This window comes from Pedobacter paludisoli, assembly GCF_052344095.1.
GTDB lineage: Bacteria > Bacteroidota > Bacteroidia > Sphingobacteriales > Sphingobacteriaceae > Pedobacter.
The window spans coordinates 301,517-320,154 of the sequence record NZ_CP179926.1 but is presented as its reverse complement, the minus strand read 5'-3'; the positions used below and the strand labels follow the sequence as shown (position 1 = coordinate 320,154).

The window sequence follows — 18,638 nt, the reverse complement described above, 5'->3', positions numbered from 1 at the left end:
TTTCAAAAATTAGTTATTTAAAGAAATGGTTCTGCTATCGCTAACCCTTCCATCCTTATCAATGCAAACCGCCTTTAGCACCATATTACCTGAAAGGATAACTGGTTTTTGGTATACTTTAGAACTTTTACTTGGTTCGCTACCATCTGTTGTATAATAAATAGGCGCATAATTATCTGGACTAAACAACGTTACTTCTTTCGGATTTTTTCCTTTGATGTAACCTGGCGCAGCTAATTTAGGAAACAGCGAGGTATAATTTGCTGTTGCTGATTTATCGTAAAACTTATCCAAATAATAGTTTAAAGCTGTAGCAAAGTTAAGATGTTCCGGGCGTGTTGCATCATTCCACGTAATTACAATTTCTTTTGTATCTGGCGCTATTTCAAGCGTATTGTCAAGGGCTTGAACTGTTTTTCCATCTACTTTAATATCGTTTGCGCGGATAAACCATGGAATGTGTACGAATACTTTTCCACCATTCATGCTTAGCTTATTTGCCATTTTCATCACCAATGTGTTTTTTGAAAACTGCACGGTGTATGACACATTACCGTAATACGTTGGTGCTTCGTTCACTCGAATTTCATCGTTTCTTTTTGCCCATTCCGGAGAAATAGCCGATAATAAATGAACATCGTTTCCTTCTTCGCGCACCAACATGTTGCGCAAATACTCAATATAACGAGCTGCTAACCAGCCATGTGGCGTTTTATTGTGCTCAAAATCTCTATTTCCCCAGGGTGTAGGTCTCCACTCAAAACCTCCATTTGTACTGCTGGTATGCACCAAAATGCTGTAAAGATCTTCGATACATTTTTGTTGCTCGTCTAAAATCAAGTTTCCATTAGACACGTAGAACGTTTCGTAGTGGTGTAATCCTCTCCAGGGCATTGGTTCGTTATTTAGCACTTTTTGTTTTGCCACTAGCGCATTACAGCCCTCATAGGTACTAATTCCTTCTTGGAAGTTATAATTACGAACCATTTCTAGGGTAGTACGAACAGATGGATCTTTCTTATCAATTACTTCGAAAGGATAAAGTCCAGCTGAGGCATTGTCCCAATCAAATCCATCTACCGGGTTATCCATTCCTGGCGGGATGTAACCACCTGTTTTACTGGTTATTTGATCCAGTTCTTTTTTAAAGTTCGCGCTAAACTTGTCGTACATTTCGGTCCATTCTTTCACGTCCTTTTTGTTTCCCATTAAGTTAGCCATGTAAATCGCATTGCGCAAACCTAAGATTACCCAGAAATTATGCCCGGTATAATGTCCCGTAATGTGTTCATTATCATACGGCCAAGTTTTAGGCCATAAACCTCTACTATCCAGCTCTACCATGCTTTCATAATCTTGAATGTGATTTGGCAAAAGCTTGTACACACGTTTCAATAAAGCGGTATCTCCTGTTTGTTTAATGTGTGAACCAAATGCCCACAGCACCTGTCCCCAATAATCGAAGCACAATTTTTTATAAATCCCGGTACGTTGTTGAAATTGAAGATCGTTTCCTTCGATATCCTTGATAAAATACGGTTGAATAATTTTTCCAGCTTCTTCAAAACGGCCTAACATATCGTACACACGTGTAAAATAGGCATTATCGCGTACATAAAAATAATCGTATTGATACTCGTTGCAACGTTGAATAATGCCTACGCCATCTTCCATAATATCGCGTGCATTGAGCATGTTTACATACGAACCGCGATACATATTCATCACTTTTTCTTCTGGAACTACAAACTTATTTACTTGATTCAGTTCATTATCCCAAAAAGTCGTTAACTTTTGTTTCAAACTGGCTAAATCTACCTTTTGCTCCACATCTTGAATAGCTGCATTTGAGCTTTCAATTGGAATAAAAGGCATTTTATAGCTGATTACTTTCGACTCGCCTGCCGCTAAATCGACTGTACCTGACCATTGTTTTTTATCTGAACCCGAATTTTTCAACTCCACATTTTGAGGAAGATTCAAGACCAAATGATTCCCGATATACAGGTTATGATTAACTGTTTTTATTTGGCTTACATTTTTCAGATAGGCATCCTCGTTCATGAATTGCTTGGTATACCATTCGGTACTATACAAGTTATCGCGCAGGGGATTTTTTGTGTCATTCGGAAAAAACGATGTCAACTTAAAGCCCAATGAAGCTTTTGCTGCTTTTTTTGTTCTATTGGTTACTCTCCAGCTAATGTAGCTAATCAGATTATTTTGTGGTTTAAAATCTTTCGGCACCGAAAATGCTTCCATTTTGTACTCAATACCATCTCTAACTAACGTATAGCCTATGATCGGTAAATATCCTTTTTCTGGAAGCACCACTCTATTCGTTGCCGATTGAAGCCCTTTTCCTGCTAAAAATTCAATTGCAAGGTGTGCATTTGAAAATATACCTCCATTGGTTACGCCAGTTGCTTCAGGGCAATCTTTAAATCCTAATTGATCTTTACTAATTTTAAAATAACTAAATGCCTCTTTTTTTTCATCCGCTTTAGTTTTGGGCAATTGCGCCCATACCTGACTTACGGTTAGGCACATCATTGCGCTTGCTATAAAGATTCTTTTCATTTGCATCTTCCTTCTTTTCTTTAAAATCTATCTTTTATGTCTTTTTGGTTTCCTTTTTAGATGGAATACCATTTCTATTTTGCTTATTATTTTGAATAGGTAATTTCGATTAAACTTCCTTCTTGAAAAGCAGGCACTTGTACCTTTAATTTCCCTTTTTCCAATTGGTACTTCAGGTTTTCGCCCGTTTCTACCCTTTTAACAGAAAGCGGTTTTTCAGCACGAAGAACCGTTAAAATGATGTTTTTTATCGCCTGTGGCTGCACACATGCAGGTACTAATTCATCGGCTTCTGCCTTGGAATGAGGTGTTACAATCCAGTTTAAATCGTTGCTGTAAGCGGCCAGTAATACCGTATTATTTCCATTCTTTTTGCTGAAATAATTGGCGTAATAAAAGCCCGAGCCAGCAGTAGATTCCATGAGCGGACGTGCTTTTACCGAGGATAAAACTTCATTTAATGCTTGGTTTGCTTGATCAAATGGAGCACCTGCAGCATACCATTTCCAATTTTCATTTGCTTCAATCACCGTTCCTCCGGCTGCTTTAAATTCGTTTATTTTACGCTGCATGGCAGGAGATATACCCTCCCTATTTGGCAAAAACAACACGTTCGCCCCTTGAAATAAGCCTTGTTCTATTTGCGAATCGGTAATGATTCCAACAGGATATTTTTGTTCCTGAGCAACGTAGTATCCTCCGTATAAGTTGGATAGAAATTTTTTCCATAGAGGGACGCGGTTGGTGCCGACATATTCTTCCAATGCCGCATCGCTATAATGCACAAGCATCCAACGAAGCGGTTTTGCCTGTATCATGGCCGAACCAACAGTATTGCCATATTTTATCGCCGGAACAAAGTCTAAATCGGGCGCCAGATTTTCGAATATATCGAGATTTGCAATATGCCCAAATGAAATTAATCCAGCCGTTGCTGCTAATACTTGATTGGCGGGAACAAAACTCATTCCGGGTACCCAAATGTGCGCAGGCCGGCCATCAGCAATATCGCGGTCAAAAGTATAGCCTAATCCACGCCATACCGATTTATTAGGAACTGCAATTCCAGCAGGCATGTTGGTTAAAGTCCGAACCGGAATATCCCATTCGGTTTTATGCGCATTGGCCAGGCGAAATAAATCGGTATTTAAATGTCTTTGATCTAAACGCGGAAGGGTATTGCTACCAATAATCATCACCAAGTTTGGATTAACCTCCTTTAACTTCTCTCGCCAAAAATTAAAAGCTTCAAGAATAGATTGATTATTAAAGTCTTGGTATTTTTTATACAACGTGCTGTTTACATCGATCGTTGTTGGGGCATCATGACCAGTTTGTGCTTTAAATTTGGTTTTACAATTTTCGCACCAGCAGCCTTCCCGTGGCATGTGAATTTCATCGAAATAAATTCCATCACCTCCCATTTTTGCAAATTCGATCAAACGTATAGCTACACTATCGGTGTAAGGCGAATTAAAGCACAGCATGGTTCCCCTACCTTTTTTAACTACATCCTTCCCTGTCACATCTTTACATCTATATGAAGGGTATTTATCGCGTATGTAACTATCGGTATAATGATTGTAATAGCCAATCATGTGCGTATTGTTTTGGTGGGCTTCCTTAATTGCTTCCTGAATAATATTGCGTGAATTGGCAATAGGCGCCCAATTTCCCCAGGCGCTTTTCCAATACAAAGGCGACTCATCGGTTTTAATGTGCCGCGTAAATGTATTGGCTCCAAGTGCTTTTACTACGTTTTTCGCCCAATGAGCATAAAGTGCGTTGTCCGGATCTTTGAAATATCTACTTACTCTTGAATGTATTTGTACCCGCTGACTGTTAAACCATTCTGGTTGCTCATAGCCCGTTACCTCCGTCATCCAAGCGGGTATTTGAGCTGAAAGCGATGCTGGAATCCATAAGCATACCAAAACAAGTATTTTAAAGCCTCTCATATTGTTCAAAATATTATTTCTGTGTTTGTAAAGGGATATGTACATTATAACTTTGTTTACCATCGGCATCCATGGCTGCGCAAAACAGTATCGATGGATTTCCTTGTGCATCAAAATACAATTGAGGTCGTTCCAAATGTTTTAATTCTGTGGTGGAATGATTCGCCCACTGAATTTTAGGATACGATACCAACGCATGTGCAGCTACTTTCCAGGTATTCGCATCATTCGACTCGAATAAAACCAGGCCATGTCCATTTGGCAAATAATCACCGTACTGATCATCCGCTATCGCGTAATATTTATTGTTTTGGAACCACATAAAGGGATCTTCGGCAGTGGCATCTGATAACACTGTTTTATCCAAAATGGTAAAAGGACCCGTTGGTGTTGGTGCCGTAGCTAAACATTGAATGGCGGTAAACTTATCAGACGCTTTCCAATTTGCTGGTCGCGATTTAAAAATCATCAAATAACTTCCATCTGGACGTTGACATATTGATGGATTGGTGACATAACCGTTAGCAGGTTTACCCGCTTGCAAATCGACTATTGGTTTTTCTACCACTTTCCATTCGCCATCAGGGCTATCGGCCACCGCCACTCCTATTCGTTGTGAGGCGGTGATATTAATCCTTTTCGTTATATCGGTGTTTTTTAAATCGGTCGAAATAAAATACAAGTAATAGTTATCGCCAAATTTGTGGACATGCGGGTTATGAGCCATTCCTTTTATCCATGCGCCACCAGCCTTATCGCTCAGCACGACCTTTTTAAACGTATAAGGGCCTTCAGGATTCTTGGATACCGCATACGCAATTTCTGAATGCAAAAGCCAATCGCTAAAAGGGCCGGATTTTGGCCATCTGCTGTAAAACAGATGGCACAATCCGTCATTCGTTCTTACCATGGAAGATCCCCAAACCCAATAATCATCGTGTTTTAACACACTATACAATGGTACTGGTTGTATAAGGGCACTTAAATCTAAATCTGCTTGTGGCTTTTGGTGCTTTTTTGTAGCACAAGAGCCAAGCAGCATAGCCAACATACTCCCAATTATCCAGATCTTTTCTAATCTCATATTTACCTTTGATGGATGCGTATTTAGTAGTTAGATGTTAGTTAATTAATACTTGACACTCAATACCTACTACTTAATACCCTGGGTTTTGATTTGCCGCCGTAATGTTTTTATTAATCGCAATTTCGGATGCCGGAATAGGCATTAACTCTAATTTTGGATAGTAAGCCGCGTAGTTAACTTCTGTCCCGTTTTTGAATTTACCCGTTGATACGATTAACTCTTTATAATATCTGTAGTAAGAAATTCCATTACGTTTCATACGGGTTTGATCAAACCACGATTGAAATTCGCCAAAAAACTCAATGCCACGCTCTCTTGAAACGGCATCACGAAAAGTATCTTTGGTTAAACCTGTTGCTAATGCTTTGGTGTTCGACCGAGAACGAACCAGGTTAAATGCTGCATACGCTGCCGTTGTTGGGCCATTTAATTCGTTTTCTGCTTCAGCTTTCATCAATAAAATATCCGCATAACGCAAAATGTACAAGTTGTTATCGTAATTACGTTCTAAATTATTAGACGGGTCTCTATATTTACTATATGCCGGACCAAGCGCAGCTACTGTCGTAATAAGTGGATATCTTCTTGAAAGTGCTCCGGTAGTGCTTAGAGTATAACTTGTGATGAATAGTTTACGGCTATCAGTACCTGCATAATCGCCTGTAGTAAAACGATCGTAGGTAGCGTGTTCTACACGCATTTGTCCTGGGGTTTGTGATCCATCCGCGGTATAGCCTAAGGTACTATTTACAGGTAAAAACCAAAAAGGCAACAAACTACCCCCTGAATTTTCGGCCGATTCCTGCAAATCTTTCTTAAACTGAATGGAGAATAACTCTTCTGCATTATTTTCTTTAGTGATATCAAAAACATCGGTATAAACCGGTAAAAGCGAATAAATTTTTAAACCGATTACTTGATCTAAAGTTGTATTGGCATCCGCCCATTTTTCTTCTGATAAATAAACTTTTCCTAAAAGGCCCAAGGCAGCCCCTTTTGTAGGAAAACCATACTCGGTTACGGTTTGTGGTAAAATGCTTGCTGCGAATTTTAAATCCTCTTCAATGAATGCATAAACCTGTGCTTTTGGTGCGCGTGCCGGATACATATTTTCTTCTGAAACGCTGTATTCTTTCACTAAAGGAATATCGCCCCAAATACGCACGGCATTGTATAAATTTAATGCGCGTGCAAAACGCACACGTGCCAACATGGTATTTTTATCATTTGCACTCAGTTTCTCGGTATTGTTTAAGGCAGCTACGGTAAAGTTTGCCTTGCCGTGTAAACTGAATACCGTATTCCACAAACTTGCAACCAAGGCATTTGTAGGCTCCAAACTGCCGTTATCAAAGGCTGTAAAAGCGGCTCCAGTATGGTAAGAATCATCTGAAGTAAAACCTATCACATTGGTAAAAGCGCGCTTATAATAATTGGTGTTTGGCAGTAGCGAATAAACGCCAATTACCGCTTGGTTTGCTTCATTATAATTATTAAAAAATGAATCTACGGTTAGCGAAGAATACGGTTTTTCTTCTAACGTTTTACTGCAGGAAAGTACTACTACCGACAATAACAAAAATGAAATTTTCTTTAACATGACAATTAGTTTAAAATAACACTTACACCAAATTTAAACGTACGAGGTAGCGGGTATGAACCCAAATCGATCCCCGGAGAAAGGGCCGTATTTTTCCCTCTAATTTCTGGGTCGTAACCTGAATAGCTGGTGATAACAAATAGGTTCGAGGCTGAAACGAATGGTCTGATTGAATTCAAAACCTTCATGTTTTTAGGTTTCCAGGTATATGAAACCGATACATTTTGCATTCTAAAAAACGCGCCGTTTTCTACATACCGGTCTAAGAAATCTTGACGAACCGTAGTTAAGCTGGCACGCGGATACATGGCATCTGTACTGCCCGGCACCCATCTGCCCTCGTAGGCTCTCTGTGTTTGATTGTATCTACCATCCCAAATATTCATTCCTTCCCAAACAACATTGTTTAGGTTTAATACATCATTCCCTATTGAGCCATTGAATACCATGTTGATGTTTAATCCCTTGTAATCAAAAGAGGTTGTTAAACCATACAACAAAGTAGGCTGTGGATTGCCGATAATAACTTTATCATTTTCGTTGATTACGCCATCCGAATTGATATCTACATAATTAATATCACCAGCCTTTGGTGCAATACCACCTTTCGTTGGGGCATTAACTACCTCGGCTGCTGTTTGGTAAATTCCATTTGTTTTATACCCATAAAACTGACCTACGGTACCGTTTAAATACGAGATATTCGGGTAACCACCTTGAATGTTTGCAATAGCCTCACCATACAGATAATCAGCTCCGTCTAAATCTAAAATTTTCGATTTGTTTTGAGAAAGCGATAGTCCGATGTTCCACTTTACATCTTTCTTTCTAATTGCATCGCCGTTTATTCCTAGCTCCCAACCTCTGTTTCTAACTTTTCCGCCATTTACAGTGGTCGTTGTAAAGCCGCTTGAAATTGGAAAATTCTTATCTAACAATAAATCTTTGGTTGTTTTTTGATAAAAATCGAGAGTTACATTTAATCGATTATCGAAGAAACCAGCATCTAAACCAATGTCTCCCTGAACGGTAGTTTCCCAACGTAAATCTTCATTGAATAAATACGTTGAGGAACTAACGCCCGGTAAAAAGGTGTTGCTAACAGGATATCTATAGCCTCTTTGTAAGGTTGCGATGGTGCTTAATACGCCAATTGCCTGACTACCACTGGTTCCGTAACTGGTACGAAGTTTAAGGTTAGACACAGCTTTTGAGTTTTTTAAGAAATTTTCTTCACTAATTTTCCAAGCAAATGCTGCTGAAGGGAAAAACGACCATTTATTTCCGGGTGCGAAGCGCGATGAACCATCGTAACGACCGGTGAATGTAAATAAATAACGATTATTATAGGTGTAATTAAAACGACCGTAGAACGATGACAATCCCCATTCTGTATGTGTAGTTTCTGGAACTTCTACAACGGTAGCTCCTTGGAAACTTTCGTATCCTAATGAAGTGATATCAAATCCCGATGCACGTGCTAAAAATGTTTTTCTGATCCAACGGTGTGAAGATTGACCAACCACTGCCGAAATTGCATGTAAACCATTAAATGTTTTTTCAAAATTCAACGTATTCTCGTTTATGTAATCGAAATTATTGGTTTGTGCTCTCGAAACGATGTTGTTTTGCAAATCACCTTGTTGTGTGCCTACTCCCCAAAAAGAGTTACGTAAACCATCAGAATAGTTAAATCCAAAAGTAGACTTAAACTTCAACCAGCTTGTAAGCTGAAGGTTGGCATAAAAATTTGATTGGGCATAATTCAATCGCATTTCATCGGTGGTATTCACAATTTGGGTTAGCGGATTATAAGGTGCTGTACCATCGTTTACAAAATCTCCCGAATTGGTATTTAAATCATCATCCCAGGCTAAATCATAAGCTCTATATTGCACAGCCATCATTACGGGCGAGAAAAATCCATTGTAACCATTGTTTGAGTAGGGTACTAAATTTGATTTTGTATTGGCAAAATATCCGTTCATCCCTACGTTTAAAAAGCTTGTTGCTTTTACATCGATATTACTTCTGATCGAAATTTTTTCCTGGTCCGATTTGGTAATTAACCCTTCGTTCAAATTGTAATTTCCTGCAAACGAATACTTAAAAGCATCTGTACCCCCGCGCACTGCCAAGTTTAAATCATGTCCCTTTGCTGTTCTATAAATTTCATCTTGCCAATTAACATTGTTAGTGTATTTATCGTAAGAAGCAAGGTCTGCCGGATTACCATAAATCGTTGCACGACCATCGTTCACTGCAGCTTCATCGTAAAGCTGAACCCATTGTTTTGAGTCTAAAACGCCTATTTTCTGCGGTAAAGCAGATACCGTACCTCCGTAATCTACTTGAATAATCGCTTTGCCCGCTTTTCCTTTTTTGGTGGTGATAATAATCACACCGTTTGCACCACGTGCTCCATAAATAGCGGTAGCAGATGCATCTTTTAAAACATCAATCGATTCGATATCGTTGGGATTAATCATTGCCAAACCGCTTGGTGCTGGCGTAGAGCCCGATGGTTCTGATTGACTGTAAAACGAATCAGAGCTGTTCATCTCAAAACCATCTACAATGTATAAGGGTTGATTGGAACCATTTAATGAGTTTCCACCGCGGATGGTTACATCAACATTTGAGCCCGGAGCTCCACCTGTACGGGTAATTTGAACACCTGGCGTAGTACCCTGTAATAACTCCTCAGGCGAATTCACCGCTCGCTGTTCAACCAATTGTGTTTTTACTTGTGCAACGGAGCCAGTCAAATCTGACCGTTTTACCGTTCCATAACCGATAACTACGGCTTCATCCAAGTAATTACTGCTTTCCTTTAAGCTTACATTAATGGTAGTTCGACCATTAACGGCAATGGTTTGCGATTGCAAGCCAATAAAGCTCACGATTAAATTTTTCTTGGTATCTGTTACCTTTAAAGAGTATTGCCCATTGTTATCTGTTATGGTACCGATTTTTGTACCCTCTATTAATACAGAAGCACCTGGAAGTGGTTTACCGGAATCATCCGATACTTTACCACTAATTATAGACTGGGCAAAAGCAGTATTAAAACTTAATAGCGCCAGTACCATAATAAACCTGAAGTAAATTATTCTATTCATAAAATCAATTGTCGTTTGGTTAGTTAACTTGATTTGTAAAGATTTACTGTAAACCTAGAGGTATACAGAGTAAAAAAAAGGGTACATAAAGGGGTAATTCACAAAAAAAAATAGACAATTGTGAACTAATCATTAAAAAATCAAAATTAAATAATTAATAAACCATCATCCACCAACGTAAAAAACTGTTCACTAAAGAAGTGCATTATCGGTTTTGAATCCGCGTAAACCAATTTAATTTGCTTTTTTGCACAAAAAATGAGTGTATTTTTGTTTCATTTACCTTCTGTTGATTCTGAATTGTTCAGAAGCATCAACACTAAGCGGCTATTTCAACATGTCTTCAATTTCTGCAGGAATAACATACGCCGTGCCGTAAGCCAATTTCCATTCACTGCAGAATTGTTTTAAAATGATGGATGCCTTTCCCTTATGTTTAACGGCCGTTTTTGAAATTCTTAAAATCAAGACATCTTCATGTAGCGGATCAAATAAATGAAGGGTACCCGCAATGGCGAGAAGCAAATCATCTGAAAGAACAGCTGAATGGTGTTTCAAAATTGATTCCAAGGAATCGATTATTTCAACATCAACGCTGCTTTTAAACTTATCCACAATTTCGGAGTGAATGTTAGCCGCCAAGGGACCATTACCAATTATTTTCAAATAGCTTTCAATAAGCGGAAAATCTGGAGCTGCTTGCGTTGAAAGCGCTGTCTTTAAAGCCAAACCTACTTTCATATACTCCTTTAAATCGCAGTTAATAGAACTATTCAATTCTATTGACCATAATTTATTACTATAATTTACTTTTAAATAATCCTCAGGTATTGTACTTCGAATATTTTGGAGATAGGTACTACGTACATTTTTTGCACTTACCGCACTATAACCCGGCCAAACAATATCCGATAAATCGGTAGGTGAAATGCCTCCATTTTTAATCGTATGGTACAAAATCACAAACAAAAATGCTTTTTTCTTTAACGATAGCTGATGAAATAGTTCGTTTCCTTCTTTATCAACAAATTGAAAACTACCAAAGCATTGAAGATGACTATCAACGGTCTTTTTGAATGAAATATCGGCCGTAGCCAAAGGTGTTTCTATACTTGGAGCTTTAGAAACAACAGATTTTACTTTCCTTTTGCGCTTAATGACATAAAAATATAGTCCAGCTCCTATCCCTAAACAAAAGACAACAGCCATCCATATCAAAGCTGTGTGCTTTTCCTCCTTCACAAAACCTGAATTGAATACTTGTTTTACCTCCGCTTCACTTAAAGCCCGATTCCAAAAAGCAAGCTCTTTCAAGCCGCCTTCTAAAAACTCTTCCCATTGGTCGTATCCCACTAAAAAGTGTGCAGAAGGTTTAAGATTAAAATAACGAATAGATTTTGTTTCAATTAAGGTCCCGTTCTTATAAAACTTTATGTCTTCTCCATTTGAAATGGTGAGGGCTAAATGTTGCCATTCTCCTTTTTGAAGACTAAGTTTCGAACTTAAAACGTCCTCTCCACCCGGAATTGTTAAGCATAAATATCCTTTTCGGATTTTGACTACATAATTATCATTCGATGCTAAAATTGCATAATTCCGGTCAATGGCGTCGGGTTTTAGCCAAAAGGAAATGGACAAAGCAGTAATGCTATCAATATATTTAGGGATTTTGAAATAGAGGTTATTGGTTTTACCATTAAACTTGGCGTAATTCCCTGCAGCATCTGATCCAATGGCGATATCTTTATTCAGCAGCTCCAGATCAACTGGTAAACTTTCAGACCTAAAAGGCAAATAAAACAACAAATTTTGCTGGATGGGCATTTTTGTCGATTTAAACGCTTTTAAATTTTGATATGTTCTGGCATTAAAGGTAAACAGCACCGGAAAAAACTCGTATCCTTCTTTTACAGGCGATGCATTTAGCTTACCCAAATACCGATTTACATTTTTATAATATTTGATATTCGGCGAACTTAAATAGGCAATACCATAGGTTTTAAGTCCGGGAAAACCATACCAGCGCACATTTTGAATAGGCTGATGATTTTCATCAAAAGTGACAACTTTTACGGTTAAGGGAAGTGTTTTGGCATATTCTTCTACCGCAGCTGGATTTTCAGTCAAGATGAAATTAGGGTATTTACCCGTCTTCTTTAAATAAAAATGCATGGCATCTTTTACGCCTGTTACAGCAGATTCTAACACCTGCGCAGAGGGATGGGCATCGAACTCAAAAAACGTGAAGCGATTAGATGGACTGTTTTTAGCAAAGTTAACTTCTCCCCTAGCTTTAAATGCCGAGTCAAGTTGAACATAGGTTATCCACCTATCAATGGCTTGCGGACTTTTTGAATCTGCTTCCAAAAGAATTACCCGTTTATGTAGTTTTTTGATTTCGGCAATTTTAACAAGCTCATCCACTTGCAGTGAAATCAAACTATTACCACAGGCCGTTCGTAGTAAAGAGACTTGCTCTTTAGAGCCTGTAACAATAAAAGCAAGCATTTCATCCGCTGATTTGTTAGCCAAATACGATTTTAAAAAACTTAGGTCACTAACCGTTAAGGTAGATTCTTGATCGATAACAAATGCTTTATACTTTTTTTCGATCAACATCTGGAGAGAAAAACTTCGTTTCAGCGTTGTCGGAAAAATTCCTTCATCTAAATAAACATCTCGAATCGGATTGGGATTATATTGTCCAAAAGATTTTATTCCATTAAAAATCAGGATGCAAAGCAAAAAACACACTACATTAAGGAATGTCTGTTGTCTTCTTTTCCCTAAATTGGAAGAGTTGTTTTGGATAATTGGAGCAAAGAAATCCATAATTCTACCTGCAATATATGCTTTAACTACACGAGTTCAAAAATTATGTATGCTTTTATCGGGGCGAAAAATTTTGATTTTCGGTATGCTTTATTTTTCATCAAAACATTAGAGTCGTAAAAAATTGTCGCGCTATACTGATAAAAAAGTAAAAAAAACTACACATGAACAACGTGTGTTTTATCCCCCTCCTTTGATATTCAGGAAAAACAAAGGGATTGCAGGGCTTGGTATAAATAAAATAGGTTCCAATGGGTCAAAATTTGCCCACGTTGGAACCGATTTAATCCTATCAAAACGAGATAGACAGCCTTCGTTTTGAAATTATTTTTGCTTAATCAGCTTGTTTTGCTGACTGTATTTCTATTTTAGATGTTGGGAGTGATTTTCCCGATACAGCTAATTCAATTTTTCCTCCTTTTTTATCAGATTGAACAAGCACCACCAATTTACCGCTAAAGGCTTTCATGGTAGGGTTTACAAACGATTCTAAGGAAGTAGCATCGCCATTGCAAACTGCTTTAAAGGTACCCGCACCTTTTACGCTAAATTTCAAACTATTATCGGCATTGGGGCATGGATTTCCGTCTTTATCTACAATAGAAACGGTTACGAAAGACAAATCCTTTCCGTCTGCGGTTAGCGTCGTACGATCGGCGGTTAAAACCATTTTGGCAGGCTTTCCGGCGGTTACCATCTGCGATTCTTTAGCCACTTTTCCATTGCTATCATACGCTACTACTTTTAAGGTTCCAGGCTCGTATTTTACATCCATCCACATCAATCGATATCGATTTTGAGGGGATGATTTATCTTTTTTACGAACACCTAAACTCTTTCCATTTAAAAACAGTTCGGCACTATCGTAGTTGGTGTAGACAAAAACTGGGGTCGTTTGACCTTCTCTCCCAGCCCAATTCCAATGTGGAAGAATGTGCAAAGTAGATTCAGATTTATTCCATCTGCTTTTATACAGATAATAACGGTCTTTTGGTAAACCGGCTAAATCGGATATTCCGAAATATGAACTACGCGATGGCCATTTGTTATCATATGGTGTTGGCTCTCCTAAATAGTCGAAACCCGTCCAAACGAATTCTCCAATTACCCAAGGCTTATCGTCTTGCAATACAAAATCGTCGTCTGGCAAGTTTGACCAACTACAATATTCCATATCATAAGAAGATGATTGGTTGTCGTCGTATTGTTTATCATATCCTTTTACCACTGGAAATTTATAAACGCCTCTTGAACTCACCGTAGAGGCCGTCTCTGAGCCTAAAATAAAGCCTTGTGGAAATGCTTTATTCGCTTCTTCATAAAGATGTACTCGATAATTTAAACCTGGGATATCAAGCAAGGCACCAAAACCCGATTGCATGGTGGCTTTCACTTGGTCCATTCCTACCGTAACGGGACGGGTTGGGTCTTCGCGATGAAAAATTTCTTGCAACCATTTTGCTCTTTTTACACCTTCGGCGCCAAATTGGTCAGGAACTTCGTTGCCTGAACTCCACATCACAATGCAAGGATGATTTTTATTGGCCTTTACCAAATTTACCACATCTTTTTCTGCATCGGTATTGAAGTACAAATGATACCCATTTTCTACTTTCGCTTTTGCCCATTCATCGAAACTTTCAGCCAAAAACATAAAGCCCATTTCATCGCATAACGCCAATTGCTCGGGCGATGGCATGTTGTGTGAGCTCCGGATGGCATCGCAACCCATTTCTTTTAAAATAACCAATTGTCTTTTCAAGGCAGCCACATTAATGGCTGACCCTAATGGTCCTAAATCGTGATGTAAACAAACACCTTTAAATTTTCGAATCTGACCATTCAAGCTGAAACCTTTCCCTGCTTCGTAGCGTATTTCGCGTACACCAAAACGCGTTTTCTGCACATCTTTTAAGATGTTTCCTTCATAAACACTCGAAACAGCCATGTACAAATTCGGGCTTTCCGGACTCCATAATTTCGGATTTAAAAGCTGAATATTTTGGTCGGCCTCATTGCCAAAAAAGCCTTTAGCCGAATCAATTGCAACCTGTTTTCCAGTTGCATCTAAAATTTGCGTCACCAAACGCAGGTTAGTACCAGTTACTTTTGTCTTAATATTGACCTTCGCGAATTCCTTTTGAACAATTGGGGTGGTTATGGTAATGCCCCATTGGTCAATACTTTTTTCATCTTTAATCGTGACGTGTACATTTCGGTATAAACCAGCCCCAGGATACCAACGCGAAGATTTCTCCTTGTTATTCAGCTGAATAGCTAACACATTTCCACTCGATTTTAAATCGTTTGTGATATCGATAAAGAAATAATTGTACCCGTAATTCCACTGTCCAACCAACTTCCCATTGAGATAAACCCGCGGTTCACTCATGGCTCCATCCAATTGAAGCAACACTTTTTGATGTGGTTTTAACGCTGGAAGGTTTAGTTTTTTACGGTACCAACCCTCACCCACATAAGGCAGTGCCCCAGTTCTACCTGTTTTTTCAGTGGCTACCGTTTCGTTGTTTTGTACGATGGCCGTTACCTGTTTATCGATTTCTTTATCAAAAGGTCCGGCAATTGCCCAATCGTGTGGAACGCTTACGGTTTGCCAATGGCTATCGTTAAAACCAGGTTCCTTGGCTGTTGGAAAGCTTCCTTTCGAAAATTTCCATCCTTCGTCTAATAAAATTTCGGTTCGTTGTGCAAATGCATTCATCGCCACAGAGCCGGCTACCACGAAGGTTAAAAGTATGTTTTTAAATTGAAACATGTATGTAATCATTATTGTAGGTAAATGGATTCAACCGAAATCGCCAGTGGATTTGCAGTTGCCTCGTAACCAAATGTAAGTTCTATTTTTTCGGTATTTTTCAAGTCGAAAACACCTTTGTTTGTGTGTTGAAAATATAAAGGCAAAAAGCCCGGATAAGGTCGCGGAAGCAATAATTGACGATCATTTTTTAATTGTTCCAAAGGAATTTCAATAGTTTTAAAGGTGGTGTTAGCGACAATCTCGGCTGAAAAGAAATGAGCATCCGTATCAATTAAACCAATTTTAACTTTTGTATTCTCCGTATTCGCTTTCAGCTTTACCACTAGGGTTTTAAAGCGATTTAATTCGGATTTTCTTCCCACCAATTTATCGCCAAAAAAACTTTGAAAGCCCATTATTTCGTTTGCTTTCGGTTTTCCGATGGATAAGGTTAAATTCAACTGTTCTGGATTGATATCCGAAGTATAGTTGATTTTATTTTCTTTCCAATCTGGTGTATAGGCATTAATTTTATCGCCATCTGCTGCCGGGTTAAAAATCTCCAAAAAGGCATTTTTCCCTGCGACATAACTTTGATACGAAGCCTGTTCCAATTTATCCCATGCAAAAGGATTGGTTTTTTCATTCGCCGGAAAGGTTATGTAGCTTCCATCCTGTTTCTGAACAATGATTTGATATTTCAGCAAACCATTCTTAACAAAATCGCCGGGAATTTCTGCTACAAAACAATACGGAATGCTCATTTTCATCGGGAAAAACCGCCCTCTATTTGCTGTATTCAATTGCACAAAAACAGAATCTCCGGTAGAAAGATTCGCTATTTCAGCCTGTACCCGAAAAGGCACTGTTTCTGTAAGCGTTGCAAAAGGATAATGCTTCACATAAACAGCTTCTGTTGATGCTTTTGGCGCCACAAATTCGCCAAGAATGATATTTTGATACCTACTTTTTGCCGATAAATTACTGTGTAGATTTTTCTTGCTCAGCAGATAGGTTCCAGGAGAAATAGTAAAATGTGTGTTATCTGCAAATGCGGTTACCTGATTGCCGTCATTTAAACCTTGAATACTAAAATTGGTTCCTAAATCGTGCAAATTAATGGCCATTGGCCACGTTGCCCAATTAATTCGCGTAACTTCTTTACTGGGCGATGCACGTTCAAAAGGGTCGCGGATATGCAACGCATCGGGCATTACTTCTAAACGCCAAAGCCCATCTTCCAATTTATCTAAAAAATATGCTCCTTTTCCTTCGTATTGAACAACAATAGAGCTTCCCAAACCAGCAATATGCTTCAACTGTCTGCTTGCTACCGGTTCTGAAAAAGTGGAATTGGTATAGCAAAACTCCTGCGGACTATTCATCTCGCTCAGAGCACTCGTATAATCGATACGGAAAGAATCAAAAGCATGTAAATCATCGCTTTGCTCCAAACGTTTGCTTTGATGAAAAACTCGCGCAGCGATTAACATGCTTATCGCCTTTGCTGGCGTATAAGCCAAGTTTAAATAATGTGTTTGGTATTCTGTATTGGCGTAAGCAGTAGCCATGGGGTCGTATGCAAACTGCGTTGCCCATTGAAAGCCTGCCGCTCGAAAGCTTTTAGCCATTGCAGGATACATAATGGGCTGCATCACATCGCCAGCATCAAATTCATACACCATTTTTGCTCTATTCTTGAAAGCAGGAATGGTATCGAACGGGATTTGGTATTTGGCCACATTTGGAAGATAATTGCCTTGCAAAGTATGCCCGCTTACTAAACCGGTTGGATACCATTGAAAACTATGACCTTGCACATTTGCTTTTACCACAGCATCAGCATACCATGGCGACTCACTAATGTTGTAAAAAATTGGTTTTGTCCACCCAGCACTTTTAATGGCTACAACCATGCGGTTGATATAATCGGTAGTTAAGGCCTTGGCCCCGCTGTGATGTGGTTCGTTGTTTACTTCAGTACCTAAAATATCACTATCCTGTTGATAGGTTAAACCCGTGTATGGGTTTTTATGCTTAAAAAATTGTTGTAAATAATTCTCTTGTGCTTTTATGGCTGCTTCCTCAACCAAGGCTTTATCTTTTCCAAATACATTTGAAAAACTGCCGGTTTTTTCATCTTGTTCGGGATAGCCATTCCCCCAAAAGGCAATGGGCGTAACCAAGGTTTTTATTTTTCTCTTTTTAAGCTCCGCGATTAGAAAATCGAACAAACGTAAATGTTCATTTTCTATCAAATTTCCATTTACATCGGATATTTCCTGATCCCACACATGCACGCGAAAAGCATCAAAACCCAATCGAGCGAAATGATAGACATCATCTTTGATAGCTTGTTCAGCCGATTGGCCCACTCGTGTAATGGCACGATTTCCATAAGCGAAGGGGGCTGTATAGTTGACCCCAAAAAAGGTCGCTTCTTTTTTGTCTTTTTCCCAGCGAATCACCCCAGCTTTATCAACATAAATGCCTTGCTTGTTTTGTGCAAAAACACTTATTGATGCAAGGATAAACCCGATAAAAAGAGAATTGTTTTTCGTTAAAATCATAAATAAATGTACTACAATTAAGCCTATATGCTTATTCGTTTTTGCTTTTCTTCTTGCCGAATCATCTTTTACACAAAGCTTAGCATGCTGAACGCGATGAAGTCTTCGGACACTCCAAAGAATCATCAAAG

General features: G+C 38.8%; 8 protein-coding genes. All 8 read right to left on the bottom strand.

Going from position 1 to position 18,638, the window contains the following annotated elements:
- Positions 1 to 9: 9 nt before the first annotated feature.
- The gene (locus ACJVDK_RS01265; RefSeq protein ID WP_443938509.1) at positions 10 to 2,580 is read right to left on the bottom strand and encodes a chitobiase/beta-hexosaminidase C-terminal domain-containing protein; all 2,571 of its coding nucleotides are present in this window, start codon (positions 2,578 to 2,580) and stop codon (positions 10 to 12) included.
- Between the two features lie 86 nt (positions 2,581 to 2,666).
- Positions 2,667 to 4,538 carry a hypothetical protein gene (locus tag ACJVDK_RS01260; protein ID WP_443938508.1) on the bottom strand — a complete coding sequence of 624 codons (1,872 nt, stop codon included), beginning with the start codon at positions 4,536 to 4,538 and terminating at the stop codon, positions 2,667 to 2,669.
- A 13-nt stretch (positions 4,539 to 4,551) separates the two neighbouring features.
- Entirely contained in the window at positions 4,552 to 5,622 is a 1,071-nt protein-coding gene (locus ACJVDK_RS01255) for a glycoside hydrolase family protein (RefSeq protein WP_443938507.1), read from the bottom strand.
- A gap of 73 nt (positions 5,623 to 5,695) precedes the next feature.
- Positions 5,696 to 7,225: a RagB/SusD family nutrient uptake outer membrane protein gene (locus ACJVDK_RS01250; protein ID WP_443938506.1), complete on the bottom strand. Its 1,530-nt coding sequence runs from the start codon at positions 7,223 to 7,225 to the stop codon at positions 5,696 to 5,698.
- Between the two features lie 5 nt (positions 7,226 to 7,230).
- Complete coding sequence (locus ACJVDK_RS01245) at positions 7,231 to 10,347, bottom strand: SusC/RagA family TonB-linked outer membrane protein (protein ID WP_443938505.1); 3,117 nt, start codon at positions 10,345 to 10,347, stop codon at positions 7,231 to 7,233.
- A 327-nt stretch (positions 10,348 to 10,674) separates the two neighbouring features.
- Complete coding sequence (locus tag ACJVDK_RS01240; protein WP_443938504.1) at positions 10,675 to 12,966, bottom strand: LamG domain-containing protein; 2,292 nt, start codon at positions 12,964 to 12,966, stop codon at positions 10,675 to 10,677.
- Between the two features lie 547 nt (positions 12,967 to 13,513).
- Positions 13,514 to 15,967 (bottom strand): DUF4982 domain-containing protein, encoded by a 2,454-nt coding sequence (locus ACJVDK_RS01235; RefSeq protein WP_443938503.1) that lies wholly within the window; start codon positions 15,965 to 15,967, stop codon positions 13,514 to 13,516.
- A complete protein-coding gene (locus ACJVDK_RS01230) occupies positions 15,967 to 18,633 on the bottom strand; it encodes a membrane or secreted protein (RefSeq protein ID WP_443938502.1) in 2,667 nt (888 codons plus the stop codon). The genes ACJVDK_RS01235 and ACJVDK_RS01230 overlap by 1 nt, the downstream gene beginning before the upstream one ends.
- Between the last annotated feature and the right edge of the window lie 5 nt (positions 18,634 to 18,638).

What these genes read in the sequence shown, in the direction of transcription:
- ACJVDK_RS01265 (WP_443938509.1), bottom strand. Translation starts at nt 2,580, where the DNA reads ATGAAAAGAATCTTTATAGCAAGCGCAATGATGTGCCTAACCGTAAGT.
- ACJVDK_RS01260 (WP_443938508.1), bottom strand. Translation starts at nt 4,538, where the DNA reads ATGAGAGGCTTTAAAATACTTGTTTTGGTATGCTTATGGATTCCAGCA.
- ACJVDK_RS01255 (WP_443938507.1), bottom strand. Translation starts at nt 5,622, where the DNA reads ATGAGATTAGAAAAGATCTGGATAATTGGGAGTATGTTGGCTATGCTG.
- ACJVDK_RS01250 (WP_443938506.1), bottom strand. Translation starts at nt 7,225, where the DNA reads ATGTTAAAGAAAATTTCATTTTTGTTATTGTCGGTAGTAGTACTTTCC.
- ACJVDK_RS01245 (WP_443938505.1), bottom strand. Translation starts at nt 10,347, where the DNA reads ATGAATAGAATAATTTACTTCAGGTTTATTATGGTACTGGCGCTATTA.
- ACJVDK_RS01240 (WP_443938504.1), bottom strand. Translation starts at nt 12,966, where the DNA reads ATGTTGATCGAAAAAAAGTATAAAGCATTTGTTATCGATCAAGAATCT.
- ACJVDK_RS01235 (WP_443938503.1), bottom strand. Translation starts at nt 15,967, where the DNA reads ATGATTACATACATGTTTCAATTTAAAAACATACTTTTAACCTTCGTG.
- ACJVDK_RS01230 (WP_443938502.1), bottom strand. Translation starts at nt 18,633, where the DNA reads ATGATTCTTTGGAGTGTCCGAAGACTTCATCGCGTTCAGCATGCTAAG.